The sequence below is a fragment of the Methylotuvimicrobium sp. KM2 genome (assembly GCF_038051925.1).
GTDB lineage: Bacteria > Pseudomonadota > Gammaproteobacteria > Methylococcales > Methylomonadaceae > Methylotuvimicrobium.
This window is the reverse complement of record NZ_CP150634.1, coordinates 2,724,215-2,744,377: the sequence shown is the minus strand read 5'-3', so window position 1 is coordinate 2,744,377 and position 20,163 is coordinate 2,724,215. Positions and strand designations below refer to the sequence as shown.

Sequence of the window (20,163 nt, the reverse complement as noted above, 5' to 3'; positions counted from 1 at the left end):
CGACAGGACGCCGTGAATACGTCCGTGTAGGCTCGACGGCGGCTGTCCCTGCCGCCGACGCCTGTCGATCGAGCAACCGCACCCTCTTCGGTACCGGCATTTTTTGCGCATTCCCAAGCTCTGCTTGGGAATGCAGTTCCGGAAGCTCCGCTTCCCGTGACGGCAAGCGGAGCTTGCAGTGTCGTTTCCCAAGCAGAGCTCTCGCCGTTATACACAAGTATCGGTAAACTTGCTAAACAGAGTTCGTCGTATTCCTGGAAACGGTGCTGTTTGATAAATCTGCGGATATTGAACATCAGTGGCTTCGAAATCGCGACGAAGGCGTCGCTCCCACAAGGGGCGGATGCTCTGTGGGAGCGATCCCCAGATCGCGATTTCGAAGTCGGGAACGTTGGGCGACAAAAAATGGTATCGAAGCCTCATTGGCTTAAATTGCAAAAGAGTAATTCATGACTTATGTATAACGAAGAGAGCAGAGCTTGGGAAACAGCGATGAATGCAAATTCACGAATTTTCACAGTAATTGCCGCAATTGATTCGGCCTGACAACGCGAGAAATCGTCATGGATAATAAAAGAAAGATACTGATCATCGACGATATGCCGGCTAATCTTGAATTGATGGCTGGAGTTTTAAAGGATGATTATAACGTTCAAGTTGCTACATCCGGTGAAAAAGGCTTGAAATTGGCGCGTGAGCACATGCCTGATTTGATATTGCTTGATGTGATGATGCCGGGAATGAGCGGTTACGATGTGTGCCGTCGGCTGAAAGCCGAACCGGAGCTTTGCGAAATCCCGGTGATTTTCGTAACGGCTCTAGACGATCATGCCGATGAAGCATTCGGTTTGCAATTGGGGGCCGTCGATTACATCGTTAAACCGGTTGTGCCTGGCATCGTCATGGCGCGCGTTAAAAGCCAATTGGCGCTAAAAAACGAGCGCGACTTACTGGAGAGTCAAAATGCAAGGCTAAAATGCGAAATCGAACGCCGTATGAACGAATTAAAAGAGGCTCAGGCGTTTTTATTTCAATCCGAAAAAATGGCGTCATTAGGCTTGTTGGCGGCCGGCATTGTGCATGAGATTAATAACCCGTTAAGTTATGTCTATGCGAATTTGGAAGGCTTAAAAGATCGCTTACAGCCGGTGTTGTCCATTTTCGAATTGACCGAAAAGTTTTCCCGGCAATTGCCGCAAAACCAACCCGATGTGTTGTATTTCCAAAAGCTTAAAGAAGAGTTGGAGTTCGATTGTTTTAAAGCCGATTTAGCCGATTTGATCGAGGAATCGATCGAGGGGGCAGTGCGAGCTAGAACAATCATTCAGAATCTTCGCGAGTTTTCGCATATGAATGAGCGCGAAAACGGTCTGCATGATATTGAGTCAGGTATCGATGCCACACTTAACATCGTGAATAACGAGTTAAAGTATAAAGCGAAAATTATCAAGGAATATAGTGGGCTTGCACCGATTAACTGCGTCGGTTCGCAGATCAATCAAGTCGTGATGAATTTACTGGTGAATGCCTCGCAAGCCATCGAAAAATCAGGAAAAATAATTATCAGAACGGGCAGTCAAGATAGCGATAGGGTATGGATAGAAGTTGAAGATACCGGTTGCGGCATGTCCGAGGAGGTCAGGCGGAAAGTATTCGAGCCGTTCTTTACGACTAAGCCGGTCGGTCAGGGGACGGGCTTAGGCTTATCGCTGTCCTATAAGATCATCAAGGAGCATGGCGGGACGATCGATTTAACATCGGAATTAGGTAAGGGGACAAAATTCCGTGTCTATTTGCCGGTTAATAAAGAGGTGGAGCCTGGAGCTCCATTATAAAGGTTAGAATAGACTCTATTGACTCTGTTCAGAAAGTCACCGGATACCGTTAATAAATTGCTTATTATTAAGATGCTTCTCGACGGCTCGATTCGGTCAGTTTGACAAAAATATCTTCAAGCGATTGTTTTATTTCAGTAATTTCTATTAATCCCCAGCCCAGGCGAACGGCAGTTTCGGTAATATGTTCGTTAAGATTTTGCGTATTATCATGGTGTAATCGCGTAATGTTTCCGGGCAGGCCTTCGACTGACAATACGCCGGGTATCGCTTTCAAGCTATTGAAATCGGCCGGTAGTCGCGTTTTGATTTGCAGTATGCTGGTTTTCATCTGCCGGTTGAGCCCTTCGATCGTTTCGTGAAAAATCAATTTGCCGTGCTGAATGATTTGTACATGGGTACAAGAGTCTTGGACTTCAGGCAGAATATGAGTGGACAGAATGACGCCGTGGTCTCGGCCCAGTTCGCGGATTAGTCTTCGAATTTCTCGAATTTGAATCGGGTCGAGGCCCACGGTCGGTTCATCGAGAATGACTACATCGGGATTGTGCAAGATGGCTTGAGCGATGCCGACCCGTTGTTGAAAGCCTTTGGAAAGATTGCCGATGAGTCGCTTCGCGACTTCTCGCAGGCCGCAGCGCTCTTTGGTCGTTTCGATGGCTTTTGATATATGTCCGCGCGTTAGACGATGGAGCCGCGCGCAATAATGCAAGAATTCATCGACGGTCAATTCACGGTATAGCGGAGGCGTATCCGGTAAATAGCCGAGTTTCAGCTTAGCCGATTTCGGTTTATCGAGTATGTCGTGGCCGTTGATAGTAATAAGTCCGGCGCTGGGAGCGAGATTGCCGCAGAGCATTTGCATCGTCGTGGTTTTACCGGCGCCGTTCGGGCCTAAAAAGCCGAGCACTTCGCCTTTAGACAGGGTAAAACTCACGTCGTCGACCGCACAAAGTTTGCCGTAATAACGGTATAAATGTTCGGCTATTATTAGGTGACTCATGGCGCAATTCGCTAGATTCTTTGAAGCAGTGCTTCGACTTCCGTTTGTAGTTTTTTTCGGAAGAACAAAAATTTCCAACGCGAACCGCCGCATTGTTTCCATAGGATTGCCGAGCGTATGCCGGCGAGCAGCAGGGCTCTGATTTTATTGACGATATCGGGTCTCGATAAATAATGTTGTTCGCCGTTGACCATGATCCTCGGTTGCAGCGTACTGATCGTATTGTGATAAATATCGCCGAGGTTGGCTAATACGTTTTCGTGCAAAAGCCCGAAAGTTTCGCTCTGTCGTTGGGCTTTTTCGATGCCTTTGCCGATGACTTCCATCAAATCAGGACGGTTCGACACTTGTTTTTCTAAAAATACTAGCGATGCCGCATATCGTGCTTGTTCGGGATCTGCGATGTCGAAACCGGTCATTTGCTGGTTGAGTTGTTCCAATCCGAATTTGATACCGGCTAGACCGCCATAAATATCTTCTACCGTATCCGAGTCGATTTTAAGAATGCTGGCAATACTGGCTTCGGTTGCATCGGGATCCGATTTGCCGGTTGTTGCCAACTGCCTGACTAAAGCGGCCGCTTGGGCGATGCCTGCGAGTGCGATCGCTTGGTTGGTGATGGTGTTGAGATTGTTTGTCATTGTTTGCAAGCCAATAGACCCGGGCATTGTTGAGTGGTGGCATAGCCTGCTTGAATCCAAGGCTGAATACCGTTTTGTAGATGGTTGATGTTGTTTAAACCGAGCTTTTTCGTCAAGAAATTACCGACTTTTTCACTTCGATTGCCGGAGCGGCATACCAACACGACGGGTTGGTTCGGTGAAGTGCGTAATTTTTCCATTTCGCTTAGCCATTGTTCGGCATCGTATCGGCCTCGGTCATCGAAAAATTGCAGCCTTACACTGTGAGGTATGATCCCGGTCTCGGCCCATTCTTTTTCTGTGCGAATATCGATGATCAAAGCATTTTGCCTGTTTTTCATTTCGAGCATTTGCGGTATGTCGATAGCCCCAAGCTCACTCGCCGATAGTAACTGCGTATGGATCATCAATAAAAATAAAAATAAGAGTTTGTTCATGGAATCGGTTATTCGATGTTGTTCATGATTTGATTTGCCCAGTTGATGCTTTCCAGATACGCATCATTAATCATTGCTGGCGTTAAAGTCTTAAAGTGTATCGATTGCGGCAACCATTGTTCGAAACCGAGCACGAATTGAAGGATTTCTCCGCCCAATCCTTTATTTTCCAAAATAGCAATCGCGACATCGGCCGTCAATGGTAATTGATCCAGCGCTTCATCGATCGGCAAGTCTAGAATACTGTCGAGACTCGATAGTATTCCGATTAAAAAGTAATGCTCGGGTTCCTCGCTAAGGTGCCGGGCTAATAGTTCGCACATTTTAGCTCGAATCAAGGTTGTTTGAAGTATGGCTTTCGGTTTATTCGATAACGAGGCGAAAGTCAGAATATTACACCATCGTTTGATTTCATTCAGGCCAAGATAAGAAACGGCATGCCGAATCGATTCGATGCGTCTTGGAATGGCAAAGAAAGCCGAGTTAATGTAATGCAATAATTTAAAGCTTAATGTGACGTCTTGCGAAATGATTTGTGTCAGTTCGAGAAATTCTACGTTGGGATTATTGATCGCAGCCAACAATCGGATTGCCGCTGTTTGATTTATACCTAAACGCCGACCTTCGACTATGTTCGGTTTGCTGAGAAAAAAACCTTGAAAATAGTCGCAGCCAAGTTCAAGTAGTTGTTCGTATTGTTGGTGGCTTTCGACTTTTTCGGCCAATAACTTAATGGGGTAATGTTTGAGTTGTTTAATTATGCCGAGGGTTTCTTGCTCGGACATTTGCAAGACATCTAGCTTGATGATGTCGGCGTACTCCAGTAAAGGCCTCCATTCGTCGGTCAACACAAAATCGTCCAGTGCCACGGTATATCCGAGTTGCTTTAGCTCTTTAATATTGTTGATGATTCTTAGGTCGACTTTGATATCTTCTAGTAGCTCGATAACAATGCGTTCTTTAGGAAGACTTAGCGGTGTTTTTTCAAGGATATTTTGGCCGGTAAAGTTAATGAAGGCTTTGTGGCTTTCGACTAATTGATTAATGCCGAGTTCGAGTATCGTATCGGTAACGATTTGGTTAGTCGCTTGCGTGGCTTGGCTTTCTTGCGCCAAGTCGAATTCATGGCCTCGAAAAAGAATTTCATAGGCATAAATTTCAAGTTTTCTATTAAAAATTTGTTGGCGACCAATCAAAAAGTTTGTCATTTAGATATGCCCTTTGCTGAATATCCCGGTGCTTCTTTAAACCTGCGCCAAAAATGGAGTATAAAATAAAGTATGAAAGCATAGTATTTGGTTGTATTGCATTTGAGCGTTAGACTATCGCAAATTATTGTTTAAGTTTATATCATGTTTGGCAAACAAGCGTCGATTGATGTGTAGGGCGCTTCATTTAGAATTATTTAAAATATAGTGGAGAGGAAATGAGCGAGAAAATTGTGCTGACGGTAACAGGTATGAAATGCGGCGGTTGCGAAACCAATATTAGCGATAAATTAAAAACTCTGGATGGTGTGTTATCGGTTTTCGCAAGCCATAAAGACAATAAAGTGGAAGTCGACTACGAACCGGCTAAGATCGATGTCGAAGCAATAGAAGATGCCGTGATCGATGCCGGCTTTTCAGTGGAATGAAAGAGGTTAAAGATGAAAGATGAAAGATGAAAGATGAAAGATGAAAGATGAAAGATGAAAATTTATGTTCCGGATTTGGCCTTCGTTTATTTACCATTGCTCCTTGAACCTTGAACCTTGAATCTTGCCCCTTATTCACTTCTATTCGGAGATTATCATGAGCACGCAAAACGAATCCGAGCTGCCGATGCCCGAACTGCGCCTGTCGATTTTAGGCATGCGCTGTGCCGGGTGCGTTGGAGCCGTTGAAACCGCCTTGGCGGAAGTTGAAGGCGTGGCCGAGGTTTCGGTCAATTTTGCCGATCATTCGGCTCAAGTCAAAGGCGATGCCGATCCGGACGCATTGACCAAGGCGGTAAAAGCGGCGGGTTATGATGCGGCCGTCATGGAAGGTTTGGATGAAGATCCCTCCGAACAGGAAGAGCTTGAACTCAAACGCTATCGTTCGTTGATGAAAAAAGCAGCAGCGGCTGCCGCATTGGGTATTCCGTTGATGTTGGGCGATCATTTCAACTGGCTGCCCGAAATCGGTTCCGAAGCCGGGCAATGGTTTTGGCCGCAGCTTTCCTTGATGACCTTGGGTATTTTGATTTATTCAGGCTGGCATTTTTATAGCGGTGCGATCAAGTCGTTGTCTCACGGTCAGGCCAACATGGATACGCTGATTGCTCTGGGAACCGGTTCGGCATGGTTGTATTCATCGATTGTGATCGATTATTCCGATGCCTTGCCGTCGTTAGCCAAGCATGCTTATTTTGAAGCGGCCGTAATTATCTTGGCGTTCATTAATTTAGGTTCCGGTTTGGAAACTTTGGCGCGCGGCAAAACCTCGGGTGCGATTCGTCAATTGATCGGGCTTCAACCGCGTACCGCAAGAGTCATCCGTGAAGGCAAGGAAAGCGATATTCCGATTCACGATGTCGGGCTCGGCGAAATCTTGCGTGTTCGCCCCGGTGAAAAAATTCCGGTGGACGGAACGGTGACCGAAGGGCACTCGACCGTCGACGAATCGATGTTGACCGGCGAACCCTTGCCGGTCGAAAAAACGGAAGGTTCATCGGTTGCCGCGGGTACGATGAATCAAAAAGGTAGCTTTATTTTTAAGGCGACGCGAATCGGACGCGATACCGCGTTGGCTCAGATCATTAAAAGCGTGCGGCAGGCGCAAGGCAGCAAACCCGATATCGCGCGTTTGGCCGACAGAATTTCGAGTGTCTTTGTCCCGACCGTTGTCGCTTTGTCAATACTCACATTTTTTATATGGTTGGGTTTGGGGCCCGAACCGTCACTTGGGTACGCTTTCGTCACTTCGATGACTGTGTTGGTGATTGCTTGTCCCTGCGCATTGGGTTTGGCGACCCCGATTTCAGTCATGGTTTCGGTCGGACGCGCGGCACAAATGGGAATTTTGATTCGCAATGGGGAGGCCTTGCAGACGGCCGGTAAGATGACTTGTGTGATTCTCGATAAAACCGGCACGGTGACCGAAGGCAAACCGTCGGTTTCAACAATCGAGGCAGTGAACGGCTTTTCCGAAGAACAAGTGCTGCAAATCTCCGCCAGTATCGAATCGGGTTCCGAGCATCCTTTGGCGGGAGCTATTTTGGCCGAAGCGGAGCGACGCGGTATCAAACCGTCTCGGGCGCGGCGTTTTCGAGCCGTCGCAGGCCACGGTGTTTGTGCTGAAATCGATAAACGTCAGGTATATTTCGGTAATACCGCGCTAATGGCGCAAAAAGACGTCGATTGCGCAGCTTATTCGGAGCCAATGCAAGCTTTGTCGAAGCAGGGGCAAACACCGATGCTGTTAGCTGTCGATAATGAAATCGCCGGTATTGTCGCGGTGGCCGATCCGATTAAAAAAGATTCCGAACAAGCGATTAAACAGCTTAAAGAGCAAGGCATACGCATTATTATGGTGACCGGCGATAACGACGTTACGGCAAAAGCGATTGCCGGTCAGGCCGGTATTTCCGAAGTTAGGGCGCAAGTGTTGCCGCAGGACAAAGCCGCCGTCGTCAAGGAATTACAAGAGAGAGGAGAAAAGGTCGGCATGGTCGGTGACGGCATTAACGATGCGCCGGCCCTGGCGCAAGCCGATGTCGGTATCGCGATCGGTACCGGGACGGATGTCGCGATCGAAAGCGCGGATGTCGTTATTTTGCAAGGTTCGTTGATGAAAGTGCCCGAAGCGATCGAATTATCTAAGGCGACGGTCGTCAACATTAAACAAAATTTGTTGGGCGCCTTTTTCTATAATACGATCAGTATTCCGGTCGCGGCCGGCTTGTTGTATCCGTTGTTCGGTATTTTATTGAATCCGATGATCGCTGGCGCAGCGATGGCGATGTCGTCGGTCACAGTGGTGATGAATGCCAACCGTCTGCGGTGGGTTAAATTAGGAGGAAGGTGATGAATAAATTATTAAAGCTTATTTTTTGTATGACTATTGTGTCAGTGGTAGCGGCTTGCGGTGATTCTTCCAATAGCGCGAAACAAGTCGGTGTCAACTCCTCGCATGTGATTGAAGGAACCGTGACCGACCGAGACGAATTGATTGTTAGCGGAAAAATTGTCGCGAAGGATAAAAATGGAGCGACGATTGCTACTGCCGAACCCGATCAAGAAGCCCACTATTCGATAGCATTGCCGCCCGGGTCCGCTTATCCGGTGACGCTCGAGATTGCCGTCGACGATAATACCTTACTGGAAGCGGTTGTTATGGATTCTGCATTGGCGATGCAGGATATTTCGACGATGTCGACGCTGGTCGTCGAGTCGGCTAGAAATTTGGGCGGTTTGACCAAGCAAAACATGGCTCAGGCCGCTATCAATGCGATTCGGCAAAATAAAAAATCGAGTGGAAAAGGAACATCTACAGGCTTTAAAGGCGACCCGACTAAGCAATACGGCGGCTGGCATTAATGGAGTACGAGTGCTCACTTAGGATTTGTCATAAATAAGGTCCTGGAGCTATGAATTTTTGTGAGGGTTCGGCAACTCGTTTGATAGACCCAGCTGCCGACACCTACCAATCGAGCAACCGGACCCACAGAAAAATAGGTGAGTCATATTGCCCCGCAAAGCGGGGCGGCTTGACGGTTATTATCAGCCCCATTGCCTTCGATACCGCACTTTTCCCTTTGATGTATCCGAACCACTTCTCCACCACCAACCTCCGGCGATCCTAAACAGCTTAGCCCGGATGGAGCGTAGCGCAATCCGGGAAGTTCGGAGCTTCGCCAGTCCCGTATTCCGCTACGCTGCATACAGGCTACATACTTTAATCCTGAATTCGGCAGTTTAACCATGAAGCACATGAAGTTCATGAAGGATTCCAAGAACTTACCAAATCCTTCTCGCTAACCTTTTTGGTGAGCGAAAGTTCTATACAAACGCGTAATATGCTATTGAATTAACTTCCTATTCTTCATGATCTTCATGGTGAAATGCTTTTTCTAGGTTAATAACAACTTGGGTAAGAGTGGGTGTGGGTTGGGCCGTTTTTAGCTTGATGTTTATTTCGCTAAGCCTCGACGAGCAATTTACATGTCTTTAAAAACTAAATCTAAAGGCAAAGCCTTGATAGTCACACAGGTCAAACCACTGGCTTACCTGTCAACGAGTTATTTACGACCAAACTTAATTCCATTTTTAGAATCGATTTCGTCAATTCATGCCGGAATGATAGGTTTCCGATAAATTAGTAGTAGCTTGATTGAATAAAAAGGGTATACTTCATCCGTTAGAATTTATTGCTTCGAATAGCCTGTTATCATAGTGTTCCGAGATTACACGCACATTATTTTTGTAACTAATTGGATTTATTTATCTTATTTCTTTCGAGAATAAATTAAACCGATTCAATTGTCTTTAATCCTGGAAACGGAAGATACGGAAAGCGCGAAGTAACATTGTAAAGTTAATAGGATAATAGCGCTAAACTACCGATTTTTGGTAAAACTTATCAGTTAACTATTTGAAAATAGTTATATTCCTGATTTTTTAATTGCTCAATTTAAGTAATCCGGTCCGCATTGCCTTGTTTGACCGGCTACGATAAGCCAAGCAATAGTTTTTTCTGTAATGGTCAGATTGCTCTCGAATAGAATATTTATTTTTCAGTTGAATCCGACGGCACACTTTTTATGTCGTTCACCCTATGCGGAGCCATAATATTCAGGTTATAGAGGTGTTTATGTCATGGTTTGATTGGTAAGTCCGATGGATGAAGCCCCTTTTTTCAGTTTGCGGTGGAAATTATCGATTTTATTCGGTATAGGAATGCTGTTCGTTTATAGTGCTTATTTCTATTATGCTTATAACGAAGTGAATCGGGTTTTCAAGCGCGAACGCGAACATATTCAAAGCAAACAATTCGACACCGCTCAGGTATTATCCAACGAAGCATTCCAAACTTTAGACCAGCTCGCCGAAGGTTTGGCTCTCTCGGTAGGGGGTACTGATAAAGAAAAAAAATTGTCCGAAATGTTGGAACGAAATGGAGAGCAATTACAATTAATTTGGGATATTGAAAATATTACCTTATTCGATGAGATTGGGCGACTCATTGGTGTATGGGGACGTAAACTGGCAATATCCAATGCTGATGTATATCAGGTTTTAAATACCGAAGAACCGGTTCACCGAATTGTATGTCCCGATGCTTGTTTTCAACAAGCGATGATTCCAATGTTGGGGCAGTCAAAGTCGGCCGGTGTATTGAGCGTATCTCAGTCTTTAGCAGACATCATCATCAAATATAAAAAGCTAACGAATAACGATATCGGCATTTTAGTCGAAGACTCCCTCACGTCTGAAGACCCGAATTTTACGGTCAAATTAACCGCTAAAACATTTTCCGGTTTGGATTTCGATATCTTAGGTATTTTATCCAAGAGCGACGCAGTCAGCCGTTTTGCCGACCGTAACGAACAGTTATCTTTCGGAGATCGTTACTATGAGCTTGGTATGAGACGTATGAATCACTCGGAGACAAATCGTGCGCCATTTTTTGTCTTTGTTAACGATATCACTCACGATATAGATGTATTAAATGCCAAGCGAAGATCAATTTGGATTCAAGCATTGATGAGTTTTTTCTTATCGCTACTGGTATTATTAACCATCCTCCGGTTTTTCATCGGTCGCGTGTCCAGGCTGTCAAAAGCGATTCCGTTATTGGCCGGCCGGCAATTTCCGGCATTCAGACAGCAAGTAAAGTCTAAAAGACTATTTCCATTTTTTCATGACGAAATCGATCAACTAAATCATTCCGTATTAGGATTGGCTCAACAGCTTGAGTTGGTGGAACAAATCGTAAATACCAATACCCTTGAAATCATAGAGCATAACCGGAATTTAGCCGAAGAAAGAGATTTTATTAATCGTATGGTGAGTACCGCTCCCGTCATAATGATTACGCAACGGATGAATGGATTGATTGCGAGTGCGAATCAGGCGGCGGCGGATGTTTTAGGCGAAGAAAAGGATTCGATTATCGGTAAATTATTCGATCTTTATTTGCCGTCTTCCGAGGAACATCATCGGGCTCAATTAGCCCGGCTAAGAAGCGATAGGCATGCGCAACGGTTGCAAATTGAAGGACGTTTGGTATCGAAGCTAGGCGGAAGTCGCGACATATTTTGGATTCATGCGCCGTTTTATCAGGATGGCAAAAACCAAGAGGCATTTGTGCTTTCAATGGGCGTCGATATGAGTGTCGAACATATCGTTGAGCAAAAGTTATTAACCATAGCAAATTTTGATCCGGTTACCGGCCTGGGTAATCAGAGGAGCTTTGAATCCGAACTAGCCGATCGGCTCGCATCGGCTAAAAGACATGGCGGCAAATTGGCCTTGCTGGTATTTGATGTGACTCCGCGCGGCACCGGCGATTTACGTTTCGATATATCTTACATGGTTCGTGTCGCAAGCAGGCTTAAGCCCATTCTGCGATCTTCCGATCGATTGTATCGTATAGGCGATAATCGTTTTGCGTTGATCATGCCGAATTGTCAACAACGAGGTATTATTGTACTTGCGAATAAAATCATTGATGAAGTCGAATCACTCAATGTGGAAATTGATTCGCCAAACCTTTTCTTATCAACGGGTATCGGAATAGCGCTCTATCCGCAGCATGGCGATACTGTCGATCAATTAAGGGCTAATGCTCATTCGGCGATGCATCATGCAAAAAAAGACGGCTTTTATTTATTTTTCGATCAGCAACGCAGTAGTCAAGGCAACGGCAAGAGGCGAAGCGAATGGCAAGTTTTATTCGATATCGCTTTCGATAGGAATCGATTTGTGTTGAGTTACCAGCCGGTTTGGGATATCGATCAGCGTTGCGTAAGTTATTTTAAAATTCGCTTATGTATACGGCGAGATGACCGTAGTTTGATTTCGCCGGAGGAATATTGGCTTTATGCTGAGCAATTAGGACTCGCGGCTCGACTGGAGCGCCTTCTAGTCGTTACAGCAATTAATGAACTTGCTTTTTATAATCAATCGGGGAATCGGATTAGCATCTCGATCGGTTTATCCGGCGCTTTGTTTTTAGATCCCGACTTTTGCTCGGATATGGCCGGATTATTAAACAAAAACGCGGTTGATCCGAGCCAGATCATCTTTGAAATCAGTGAGTCTTCGGTGATTGGACAGTTTGTTATCGCACAACGTTTTGTAAGGCGCATTAAAGAATACGGCTGTCGGTGCGCGTTAAACGATATTGGAATTGATTTTTCATCGTTTTTTTACCTTAAGCATTTACCTGTCGATTTTATTGAAATCGATGGGCAATTCATTGATCAAATTAAAAAGAACCAAGACAGCAGCAAAAATTTACAGCTGATGGTCGAAGTGGCTCAGGCTTTCGACAAGATTACGGTCATTGAATCGGTGAATACGCGTCGGATTTTTGATGTGATTAGGAAAATGGGGGTTAATCATGCCGCTGGAGACTTAATCGGTAAGCCGAGCGAAATCCCAATCATTCAAGCGAATCGAGTAGGGTGATCGCTTTCTTGATTTGCAATTTACGCGTAAAACTCATATGGGTTATCGACTGATTCTTGTTCGATAGACATAACGGCTTGATTCAGAGCGATCAATTTTTTTTCTTCCTCGATTTGTAGGCCAATCATATAGAAAATAGGCATCCACAACGGGTTGATCAATAATCCGCCGAGCACTGATTTAAAGGTGCGCTTGATATTTTTAAAAGGATTAAAAGATTGGCCGAGCGATTCATAGGGCGATGCTTTAAGCACTGCTTGAATGGGTCTGAGTTTGGATTGTTCCGGTTCTTCAATCGTTACTAGGAAATCCGTCAATTTTCGTTCGATTTTTCGATAATTTAATCGCGCCAGTCCCGCCGATACTGCGAATGTAATAGCGACAAAAGGCAATAATACTGCCGGAGGCGCTATCGGTGCAAAAAAAGTCGACATCATTACGATACATAAGCCGGCCATCACAATGTCCTCTCCACGTTCGACATCACGATCAATGGACTCAACGATTTTAGTTACGTTATCGTCCAGACTATTAGCTGAATTGTCTGTTTCTCGATTCATTTAGCATGCTCCACAAGAAGAGTTAAACGGAGAGTAGCCATATAAAGCTTACCTCTTTAAAAGGTTATCATCAAAGTTTCAACGAACAAGTTGTGCTATAAAAATATAAATAAGAAAGATTACGGCATTCGTAAATTTTTATTTTACTGCTAATCTTAATGTGCGAACTTTAGAGATGGTTATACCTTTCGCACTTCAAATTTCGGCAGTGCCAGAGGAGGCGCCTGGGTGTCCGGTCAATTTTCGCTCCTGCAAAATCGACATTCACGCCATCCATGGCGTTCATAAAGGCTTTGCCAGCATGGAGCTGGCATAGAGTCTACATGGACGTATTTACCCAGCACCTAAATCCAGCACCTAAATTCCATAGCCGATTGGCTATGTTTAATATCATGACTAATTTAGGTGCTGGGTTTTCGGCGTCCTTTAGCGGACACCCAGGCGCCGAATTTTGATCTACGACGGGTATGTCTCTCCTTATCCTAGCGGAAAACGTCTAGTTTTCAGTTGGTTTTGGGCATGTTTGTCGGGAAGTAAGTGTTCAGCCCCTTTGAAATTGCCGCAATTCAGGCGTAATTGTTGGCCTCTCCTCTAACTCCTCTTTTTCAAATAGGGGGACTGAAACTTACGTCGGGAATGACGGTAGTAGATCGGTTTTTGCTTCAGCAAAACTGGTATTTCCGTCATTCTTTGCGGTTAGGGCCTGCCGTAAAGTTCCCTAAGGATGAGTTTTTTCCGGCTCCTAAATCTTTCCATTTTTCTTATTGGATTGAATTTCGCTAATATATCAAACAGTTTTGTTAATAGAGGAGTAGGGTTTTTTATTAATGAGAGATTTAGCTTTGGAAGAAGATTTAACGACCGACTTGTCGATATTGCAAAGTCATTTAGATGGCATGATCAATCGGGTTCAACAGAACAGTAACGCCTTAAGGCGATTTCAAGCATTTGAAAGACGCTTGCTTAACTTAAATTCTTTATCCGAAATGATTATTCATATTCTTGAAGGCGGGAAGGCATTTTTCGATCTCGATGTCATCAGTCTATGTTTAGTCGATAAAGAAAACGAATTGTCGGAATATTTGATACAGGACGGTTTTGATATCAAGACCACAAAGCAATTAACTCTGCTTAAAGACCGTCATCAGCTAAAAGCACTGTTCGGTTTTGCCGTAAAGCCCTATATTGGCGCCTATCATCAAAAGTGTTCCGAATTCTTTAACTATACCGATAGAAAGCCGGTTAGTGTCGCATTGATTCCGTTAATCCGCCGAGGAAAGTATCTAGGATCATTGAATTTCGGCAGCTTTCAGCAGGAACGGTTTATCGATACAATGGCAACCGATTTTATCGAGCATATGATTTCGGTGGTCAGTATTTGTTTGGAAAATAATCTGAATTTCGAGATGATGCGCAGGACCAGTTTCATAGACACACTGACCGGCGTCAACAACAGACGTTTTCTTGAGCAAAGGCTTGTAGAAGAAATCGATCGCTGCCAACGAAGCGGCGAGCCATTGTCTTGTTTATTTCTCGATATCGATTATTTTAAGTCAATCAACGATACCCACGGACATCAAGCCGGAGATTATATACTGAAACAAGTGGCCGGATCGGTAAAAAATCTGCTACGCAATAATGACGTTCTGGCTCGATACGGTGGCGAGGAGTTTGTGGCGTTGTTGTCAAATCTTGATGAAAGTAAATTAATAGCTATCGCTGAACGTATAAGATCTACGATTGAATCGCTCAATATGGCTTTTGACGGTAAACCGATTCAGGTGACTATTTCGATAGGGGCCGCGTCTTACTCGACGCCTAAGCAAATACTTTCCAGCGCAGCCGATATTGCGATGCGATTAATTGAATCGGCCGATGCCGCTTTATATCAAGCCAAGCGCAACGGTCGCAATCGGATAGAAAATAATGGCTTTATTATTGAACGGACATTAATGGAAAGCGCAGTATCCTATTAATCTAGAAAAAGTATTCAGGATGAAGATCATGAAGAATAAGAAGTTAGAATTTGGCTATAAAATAAGGATGTAACGAATACAGAAAATGTAGGAGCATTTTTCTGCCCTGCATCGCCTAAATCGCCTACTGTTGGTGTCCTAATACACGCCATCCATTGCGTAATGCAAAATCAACATTCACCCAGCACCTAAATTCCATAGCCCATTGGTTATGGTTGATTGTCTTAGATAATTCATCCAGCACCTAAATAAGCCATGATTTTGAATCATTGCCAAAGACCTATGGAATTTAGGTGCTGGGTTCATCACGGTGTCCTTTAGCGGACACCCAGGCGCCGAATTTTGATCTACGGCGTTTATAATCAGGAAATTCTTTGGTTTCTGCAGACTTTCATTTGCCGAGGCGATGACCTGGCCTTCATGACCGTTACTGTTTAACCGAACCTTTTTTTAAGGTTTATCTGCTATGATGCTCGAGGGAATTAAGTCGTTCCGGTGGTGGTGACTTCGCATTTCATTCTTAAAATCCCAAGAATAATCTTCCTTTATCAAATTGTTCGATATGCTTCTGCTGCGCTTAATTATCTTGTCTTTATCGTCAATATTACTCTTGACACCGGCTTCTGTTGCTGCGGACGATACGGTGCGTATCGGCGTATTGGCGAATCGGGGCAAGGACCGCGCTTTGGTCGAATGGTTGCCGACGGCCGAGTATTTGGCGAATGAAATATCCAGTCGAAACTTTTCCATCGTTCCGCTAGATTTTAACGAAATCGATAAAGCAGTCGCTTCGGGCGAAGTCGATTTTTTTCTCGTGAACTCGGGAATCTATGTCGATTTCGAGGCGCGTTATGGCGCGGGGCGTATCGCCACGATGCGTAAGCGTAATGGGGGATGAGGCAATACATTTTTTAGCGGCGTGATATTCGCGCGCGCGGATCGAGAAGACATAAATCAAATTGCCGATTTGAAAGGCAAGCGTTTCGCTGCGGTGAGCGAATCGTCATTAGGCGGATATTTGGCGGCTTGGCGTGAAATGCAGGCTCAGGGCGTGACGCCGGAGAGGCATACTCGGTTGAGTTTTTTTAATACCCATGATGCGACCGTTCGTGCGGTTTTAGACGGATCGGTCGATGCCGGGACCGCGCGAAGCGATACTTTGGAGCAAATGCATAAAGAAGGTGCGATCGACCTGAAAGAACTGAAAGTCATCAACCCTATAGAGCATGAAAATTTCAGCTATTTAAGCAGTACTCGCCTTTACCCTGAATGGCCATTTGCTAAACTCGCCGATACCTCAGAATCTCTGAGTCTCGAAGTTGCCTCGGCGTTAATGTTGATGTCAAGCGATAGTCCCGCGGCTCAAGCAGCGGGTATTGCCGGTTGGACCGTTGCTTATAATTACCGGCCCGTGCATGATTTATTGCGCGAGTTACGTCTGAGTCCGTATGAAGAGATTGGCCGGATCGGTTTTGATGATTTTTTGCGTCATTATTGGCATTGGTTGTTATTGTCGATACTGACGCCGCTGGTATTAAGTCTCTTTGTTGTTTATTTCATACGTCTGAATAGCCGTCTGCGTAAAACGGAAAGCGAATTGATCGATGCGCGTAATCATCTAGCGGATAGAGTTAGGGAAAGAACCGCCGAATTGGAAGAGAGCAGGCGACAATTGGAGCGCATTAGCCAAGACTGGAACGATGCTTTCGATGCGATTGGCGATCCTATCTTCATTCACGATGCCGCGATGCGCATCGTTAGAGCCAACCCCGCTTATTGCGATCGTGCGGGAATGACGCTGGATCAAGTCATCGGACGCATTTATTTCGAATTATTTCCAAAAATGAATGGACCGATGCCCGCATGCCGTAATTTTCCGGAAGACAGTTTTGCTAAAGCAAACGAATTACAACTACCTAATGGAGATATATTCGTTTCGCGCTCCTTCGGGATAATGCATGCGGATAGGAGCATCAAAAGTGCGATTCATATTTTGGAAGACGTAACCGAGTTGCGTAAGACTGAGGCGCGTCGAAGAATATTGAACCGAGCTCTAGAGCAGGCCGGCGAAGGGATTATGATTTTAGATTGCGAACGTCGAGTGATTTTTTGTAATCCGAGTTTGAGAGCGCTTTTAGGGTGCGATTCGCACGAACCCGAGTGCAACAAACGCTTGTTTAATAAGGGAGATTGTTTATTGGTCGCGGCGTATTTCATGTCGCAGTTGCAATCGCTATTCGATAAAGCCGAGCGAGACGGAGAAGATTTTTCGGCAGAAATGGAATTGAATGTGCCGAACGGTCTTGGGTTGCCGGTTTTTATCACGGTTGCGGGAATTTTAAACGATAACGATGAACAAGAAGGTTTTGTCTTGACCGTTTTGGACCTTAGCGAAGTCAAGCAGGCCGAACAGGCGCTGACCTATCGCATCGGCTTGGAAGCCTTGATTGCCGGAATTGCTTCGAATTTGAGTAACGCTAGACCGGAGCAAATTAATCAAACCGTTTTAAAAACCCTCGCACAATTAGGCCGGTTTTTAGATGTCGACCGAGCATATATCTTCGATTACGATGATGCTTTCGGACACACTCACGAATGGTGCGCGGAAGGCGTCGAGCCACAAATCGATTCTCTGTGCAAATTTAAGGTGGAATCCTTTCCGTGGTTGTTCGGAGAGCTGATGAGCGGGAGGACCGTAAAAATAGAAGATGTTAATCGCTTGCCTTCCTGCGCTATACCCGAGTGCGAGGAGTTCAAGCGCGAGAAAATACTTTCCCTACTTTCTGCGCCATTTAATTACGGCGGCGTTTTCTCGGGTTTTATCGGCATCGATTCCGTCAGGCGTTTTCGTCGCTGGAACGAGGAAGAAGAGCGTCTACTGCAAACGGCTGGAGAGATGATTATCAACACTCTTCGGCGCATCGACACGATGAATCACTTGCGGGTTAGTGAAACGAATTTGGCTGCGGCTCAACAAATCGCCCATCTAGGCAGTTGGGAATGGAATATTGTCACCGACGAGTTGTCGTGGTCCGACGAAGTGTACCGCATGTTCGGTTTTAAGCCTCAACAATTCGTAGCGACTTATCGTAGGTTTTTAGAGTTGATATCGCCGGAAGATCGAGATTTTGTGGCCGATGCCGTGCAAAATGCCTTTTCGCGGGGCGATGAGTATGAGCTTGATCACCGTATTCGCCGTGCCGATGGTGTCGAGCGAGTGCTTCACGAAATTGGAGAAGTCATTGTCAACGATGCGGGAGAACCGGTTCGCATGATAGGCACGGTGCAGGATGTTACCGAGCTGCGTCAGGCCGAGAATGAAATGCGTAGGCTCAATAGGGCATTACGCACGTTGAGTCTATGCAATACCACGCTTGTTCATGCGCAACACGAACAAACTCTGATGGACGATATCTGCCGTATCTTGATCGACAGCGGCAGCTACCGTTTTGCATGGGTCGGCTATGCGGAGCGCGACGATCGTAAAACGATTCGTCCGATGGCTTTTGCCGGTGGCGATATCGATTTTATTACTTCGGTCGAGCTGTCTTGGGCCGATGATGCAGGCGGACGCAATCCGGCGGCCTTCGCCATTCGCAACAAGGAAACGTTTATTCTGAAAGATATCGTCAATAATTCCCGGGACTTTGCACCGTCATGGCGCGAAGCCGCGTTGACACAAGGTTATGCGTCGGTGGTCGCGCTGCCGTTGATTTCGGATGGTGAAATCTTGGGAGCGATCACGCTCGATTCGGCGGAACCGGATGCCTTCGATCAAGCCGAGTTGAGATTGCTTGAAGAAATGGCCGGCGACTTGGCGTTCGGTATACGGGCATTGCGTATTCGACAAGAGCGCGAGCATGCCGAGTCGGTTTTGAAAATCGCCGAGAATCGATACGAAGAATTATACGAAAACGCGCCTAATGCTTATGTATCAGTCGCACCCCAAAACGGAGTTTTGCTGCAATTCAATCAGTCGTTATGCCAGATGTTAGGGTATGACAGGGCTTTTTTGGAAACGAAAACGATTTTCGATCTTTTTGGGGGAACGCAAATCGAGAAATTATTCGCAGGCGAGCAAAGCGTTCGCGATATCGAGCTCAATATGCGCCGCGCCGATGGTCGCGGGCTCTGGGTTAGTCTTAGTATTGATCCTATTAAAGACGAAACAGGATGCGTTGCCGAGTACCGGGCTAGTATCATTGATATTTCGGTGCGCAAACATGCCGAGGAAGAACAACAGCGTTTTGCCGAAAAATTGCAAGGCTCATTGATTCAAACCATTCGCGCGATAGCCATGACGATTGAAAAGCGCGACCCGTATACCGCCGGACACCAAGAACGGGTTGCCGAGTTGGCGGTGCAAATCGGTCGGCGCATGGGGTTTGACGCTTATCGCTTGGAAGGATTGCGGTTAGGTGCGACGATTCACGATATCGGCAAGATCGCCGTCCCGATCGAAATACTCAATCGGCCCGGAAAACTAGAGCCGATGTTGTTTACTATCATTAAAAGTCACCCGTCGATCGGTTATGAAATTGTCAAAGGCATCGAATTTCCATGGCCGATAGCCGAAATGGTTGTTCAACATCATGAGCGCTTGGACGGCAGCGGTTATCCTCATGGGCTAAAAGGCGACGAAATTTTGATGGAATCGCGCATTCTCGCCGTTTCCGATGTGGTTGAAGCGATGGCCTCGCATCGGCCCTATCGGGCGGCTTTGGGAGTGCAAGCGGCTTTGAACGAGATCGAGCGAGGCAAGGGCTCCATCTATGATGCGAGCGTCGTGGAATTTTGCCGCGAAGTTTTTAGGGACGGCGGAACGCCATGGAAATGAATCCGATACCGGTGAATGTCAACGAAGTCTTCGGTTTTTCCACTGAAGACAATCCGAAGGCAGAAGATGAAAGAGCTCTTTTTCACCCTTATGGTTTTTGCAGGAGCAAAAACTGTTACTCCTTTCCATGTTCGATCCACATTCTTGCGGATTTTCAAATTGGGAATTGTTGGATTAATCATCCGGTACTTGACAGTCGAGTATTCAATTGCGATTAT

At 45.7% G+C, this 20,163-nt stretch carries 13 protein-coding genes and 1 pseudogene; 9 read left to right on the top strand and 5 right to left on the bottom strand.

The features are described from left to right. Nucleotides 1-563: 563 nt before the first annotated feature. The gene (locus WJM45_RS11565; protein ID WP_341325256.1) at nucleotides 564-1,835 is read left to right on the top strand and encodes a response regulator; all 1,272 of its coding nucleotides are present in this window, start codon (nucleotides 564-566) and stop codon (nucleotides 1,833-1,835) included. A gap of 67 nt (nucleotides 1,836-1,902) precedes the next feature. On the opposite strand, the gene WJM45_RS11560 is transcribed toward WJM45_RS11565, so the two are convergent. Genes WJM45_RS11560 through WJM45_RS11545 form a run of 4 tightly spaced genes read right to left on the bottom strand, consistent with a single transcriptional unit; the run spans nucleotide 1,903 to nucleotide 5,124 of the window. After that, the gene (locus tag WJM45_RS11560) at nucleotides 1,903-2,838 is read right to left on the bottom strand and encodes an ATP-binding cassette domain-containing protein (RefSeq protein WP_341325255.1); all 936 of its coding nucleotides are present in this window, start codon (nucleotides 2,836-2,838) and stop codon (nucleotides 1,903-1,905) included. Between the two features lie 11 nt (nucleotides 2,839-2,849). Beyond that, nucleotides 2,850-3,479 carry a high frequency lysogenization protein HflD gene (gene hflD / locus WJM45_RS11555; protein ID WP_341325254.1) on the bottom strand — a complete coding sequence of 210 codons (630 nt, stop codon included), beginning with the start codon at nucleotides 3,477-3,479 and terminating at the stop codon, nucleotides 2,850-2,852. Next, nucleotides 3,476-3,916, bottom strand: a complete 441-nt coding sequence (locus WJM45_RS11550; RefSeq protein WP_341325253.1) for a rhodanese-like domain-containing protein — start codon at nucleotides 3,914-3,916, stop codon at nucleotides 3,476-3,478. The genes hflD and WJM45_RS11550 overlap by 4 nt, the downstream gene beginning before the upstream one ends. Before the next feature lie 8 nt (nucleotides 3,917-3,924). Further along, complete coding sequence (locus WJM45_RS11545) at nucleotides 3,925-5,124, bottom strand: HDOD domain-containing protein (RefSeq protein WP_341325252.1); 1,200 nt, start codon at nucleotides 5,122-5,124, stop codon at nucleotides 3,925-3,927. Between the two features lie 218 nt (nucleotides 5,125-5,342). Between WJM45_RS11545 and WJM45_RS11540 the strand changes: the two genes are divergently transcribed. The 4 genes from WJM45_RS11540 to WJM45_RS11525 all read left to right on the top strand — a co-directional run bounded on the left by WJM45_RS11540 (nucleotide 5,343) and on the right by WJM45_RS11525 (nucleotide 12,572). Beyond that, on the top strand, nucleotides 5,343-5,552 hold the full coding sequence (locus WJM45_RS11540; protein ID WP_341325251.1) for a heavy-metal-associated domain-containing protein: 210 nt from the start codon (nucleotides 5,343-5,345) through the stop codon (nucleotides 5,550-5,552). 157 nt (nucleotides 5,553-5,709) lie between these two features. After that, nucleotides 5,710-7,965, top strand: coding sequence for a heavy metal translocating P-type ATPase (locus WJM45_RS11535; RefSeq protein WP_341325250.1), 2,256 nt, complete (start codon nucleotides 5,710-5,712; stop codon nucleotides 7,963-7,965). Beyond that, entirely contained in the window at nucleotides 7,965-8,477 is a 513-nt protein-coding gene (locus WJM45_RS11530; RefSeq protein ID WP_341325249.1) for a hypothetical protein, read from the top strand. Before WJM45_RS11535 ends, WJM45_RS11530 begins: the two co-directional genes overlap by 1 nt. 1,299 nt (nucleotides 8,478-9,776) lie before the next feature. Continuing rightward, entirely contained in the window at nucleotides 9,777-12,572 is a 2,796-nt protein-coding gene (locus WJM45_RS11525) for an EAL domain-containing protein (protein ID WP_341325248.1), read from the top strand. A gap of 20 nt (nucleotides 12,573-12,592) precedes the next feature. On the opposite strand, the gene WJM45_RS11520 is transcribed toward WJM45_RS11525, so the two are convergent. After that, nucleotides 12,593-13,132: a hypothetical protein gene (locus WJM45_RS11520; RefSeq protein WP_341325247.1), complete on the bottom strand. Its 540-nt coding sequence runs from the start codon at nucleotides 13,130-13,132 to the stop codon at nucleotides 12,593-12,595. Between the two features lie 827 nt (nucleotides 13,133-13,959). Here WJM45_RS11520 and WJM45_RS11515 point away from each other — a divergent pair. The 4 genes and pseudogenes from WJM45_RS11515 to WJM45_RS11500 all read left to right on the top strand — a co-directional run bounded on the left by WJM45_RS11515 (nucleotide 13,960) and on the right by WJM45_RS11500 (nucleotide 19,945). Then, entirely contained in the window at nucleotides 13,960-15,108 is a 1,149-nt protein-coding gene (locus WJM45_RS11515; RefSeq protein ID WP_341325246.1) for a sensor domain-containing diguanylate cyclase, read from the top strand. 562 nt (nucleotides 15,109-15,670) lie between these two features. Continuing rightward, on the top strand, nucleotides 15,671-16,006 hold the full coding sequence (locus tag WJM45_RS11510) for a PhnD/SsuA/transferrin family substrate-binding protein (RefSeq protein WP_341325245.1): 336 nt from the start codon (nucleotides 15,671-15,673) through the stop codon (nucleotides 16,004-16,006). A 12-nt stretch (nucleotides 16,007-16,018) separates the two neighbouring features. Further along, nucleotides 16,019-17,998, top strand: a pseudogene (locus WJM45_RS11505) (PhnD/SsuA/transferrin family substrate-binding protein); the annotation flags it as partial. 6 nt (nucleotides 17,999-18,004) lie between these two features. After that, nucleotides 18,005-19,945 (top strand): HD domain-containing phosphohydrolase, encoded by a 1,941-nt coding sequence (locus WJM45_RS11500; protein ID WP_341328935.1) that lies wholly within the window; start codon nucleotides 18,005-18,007, stop codon nucleotides 19,943-19,945. Nucleotides 19,946-20,163 lie beyond the last annotated feature (218 nt).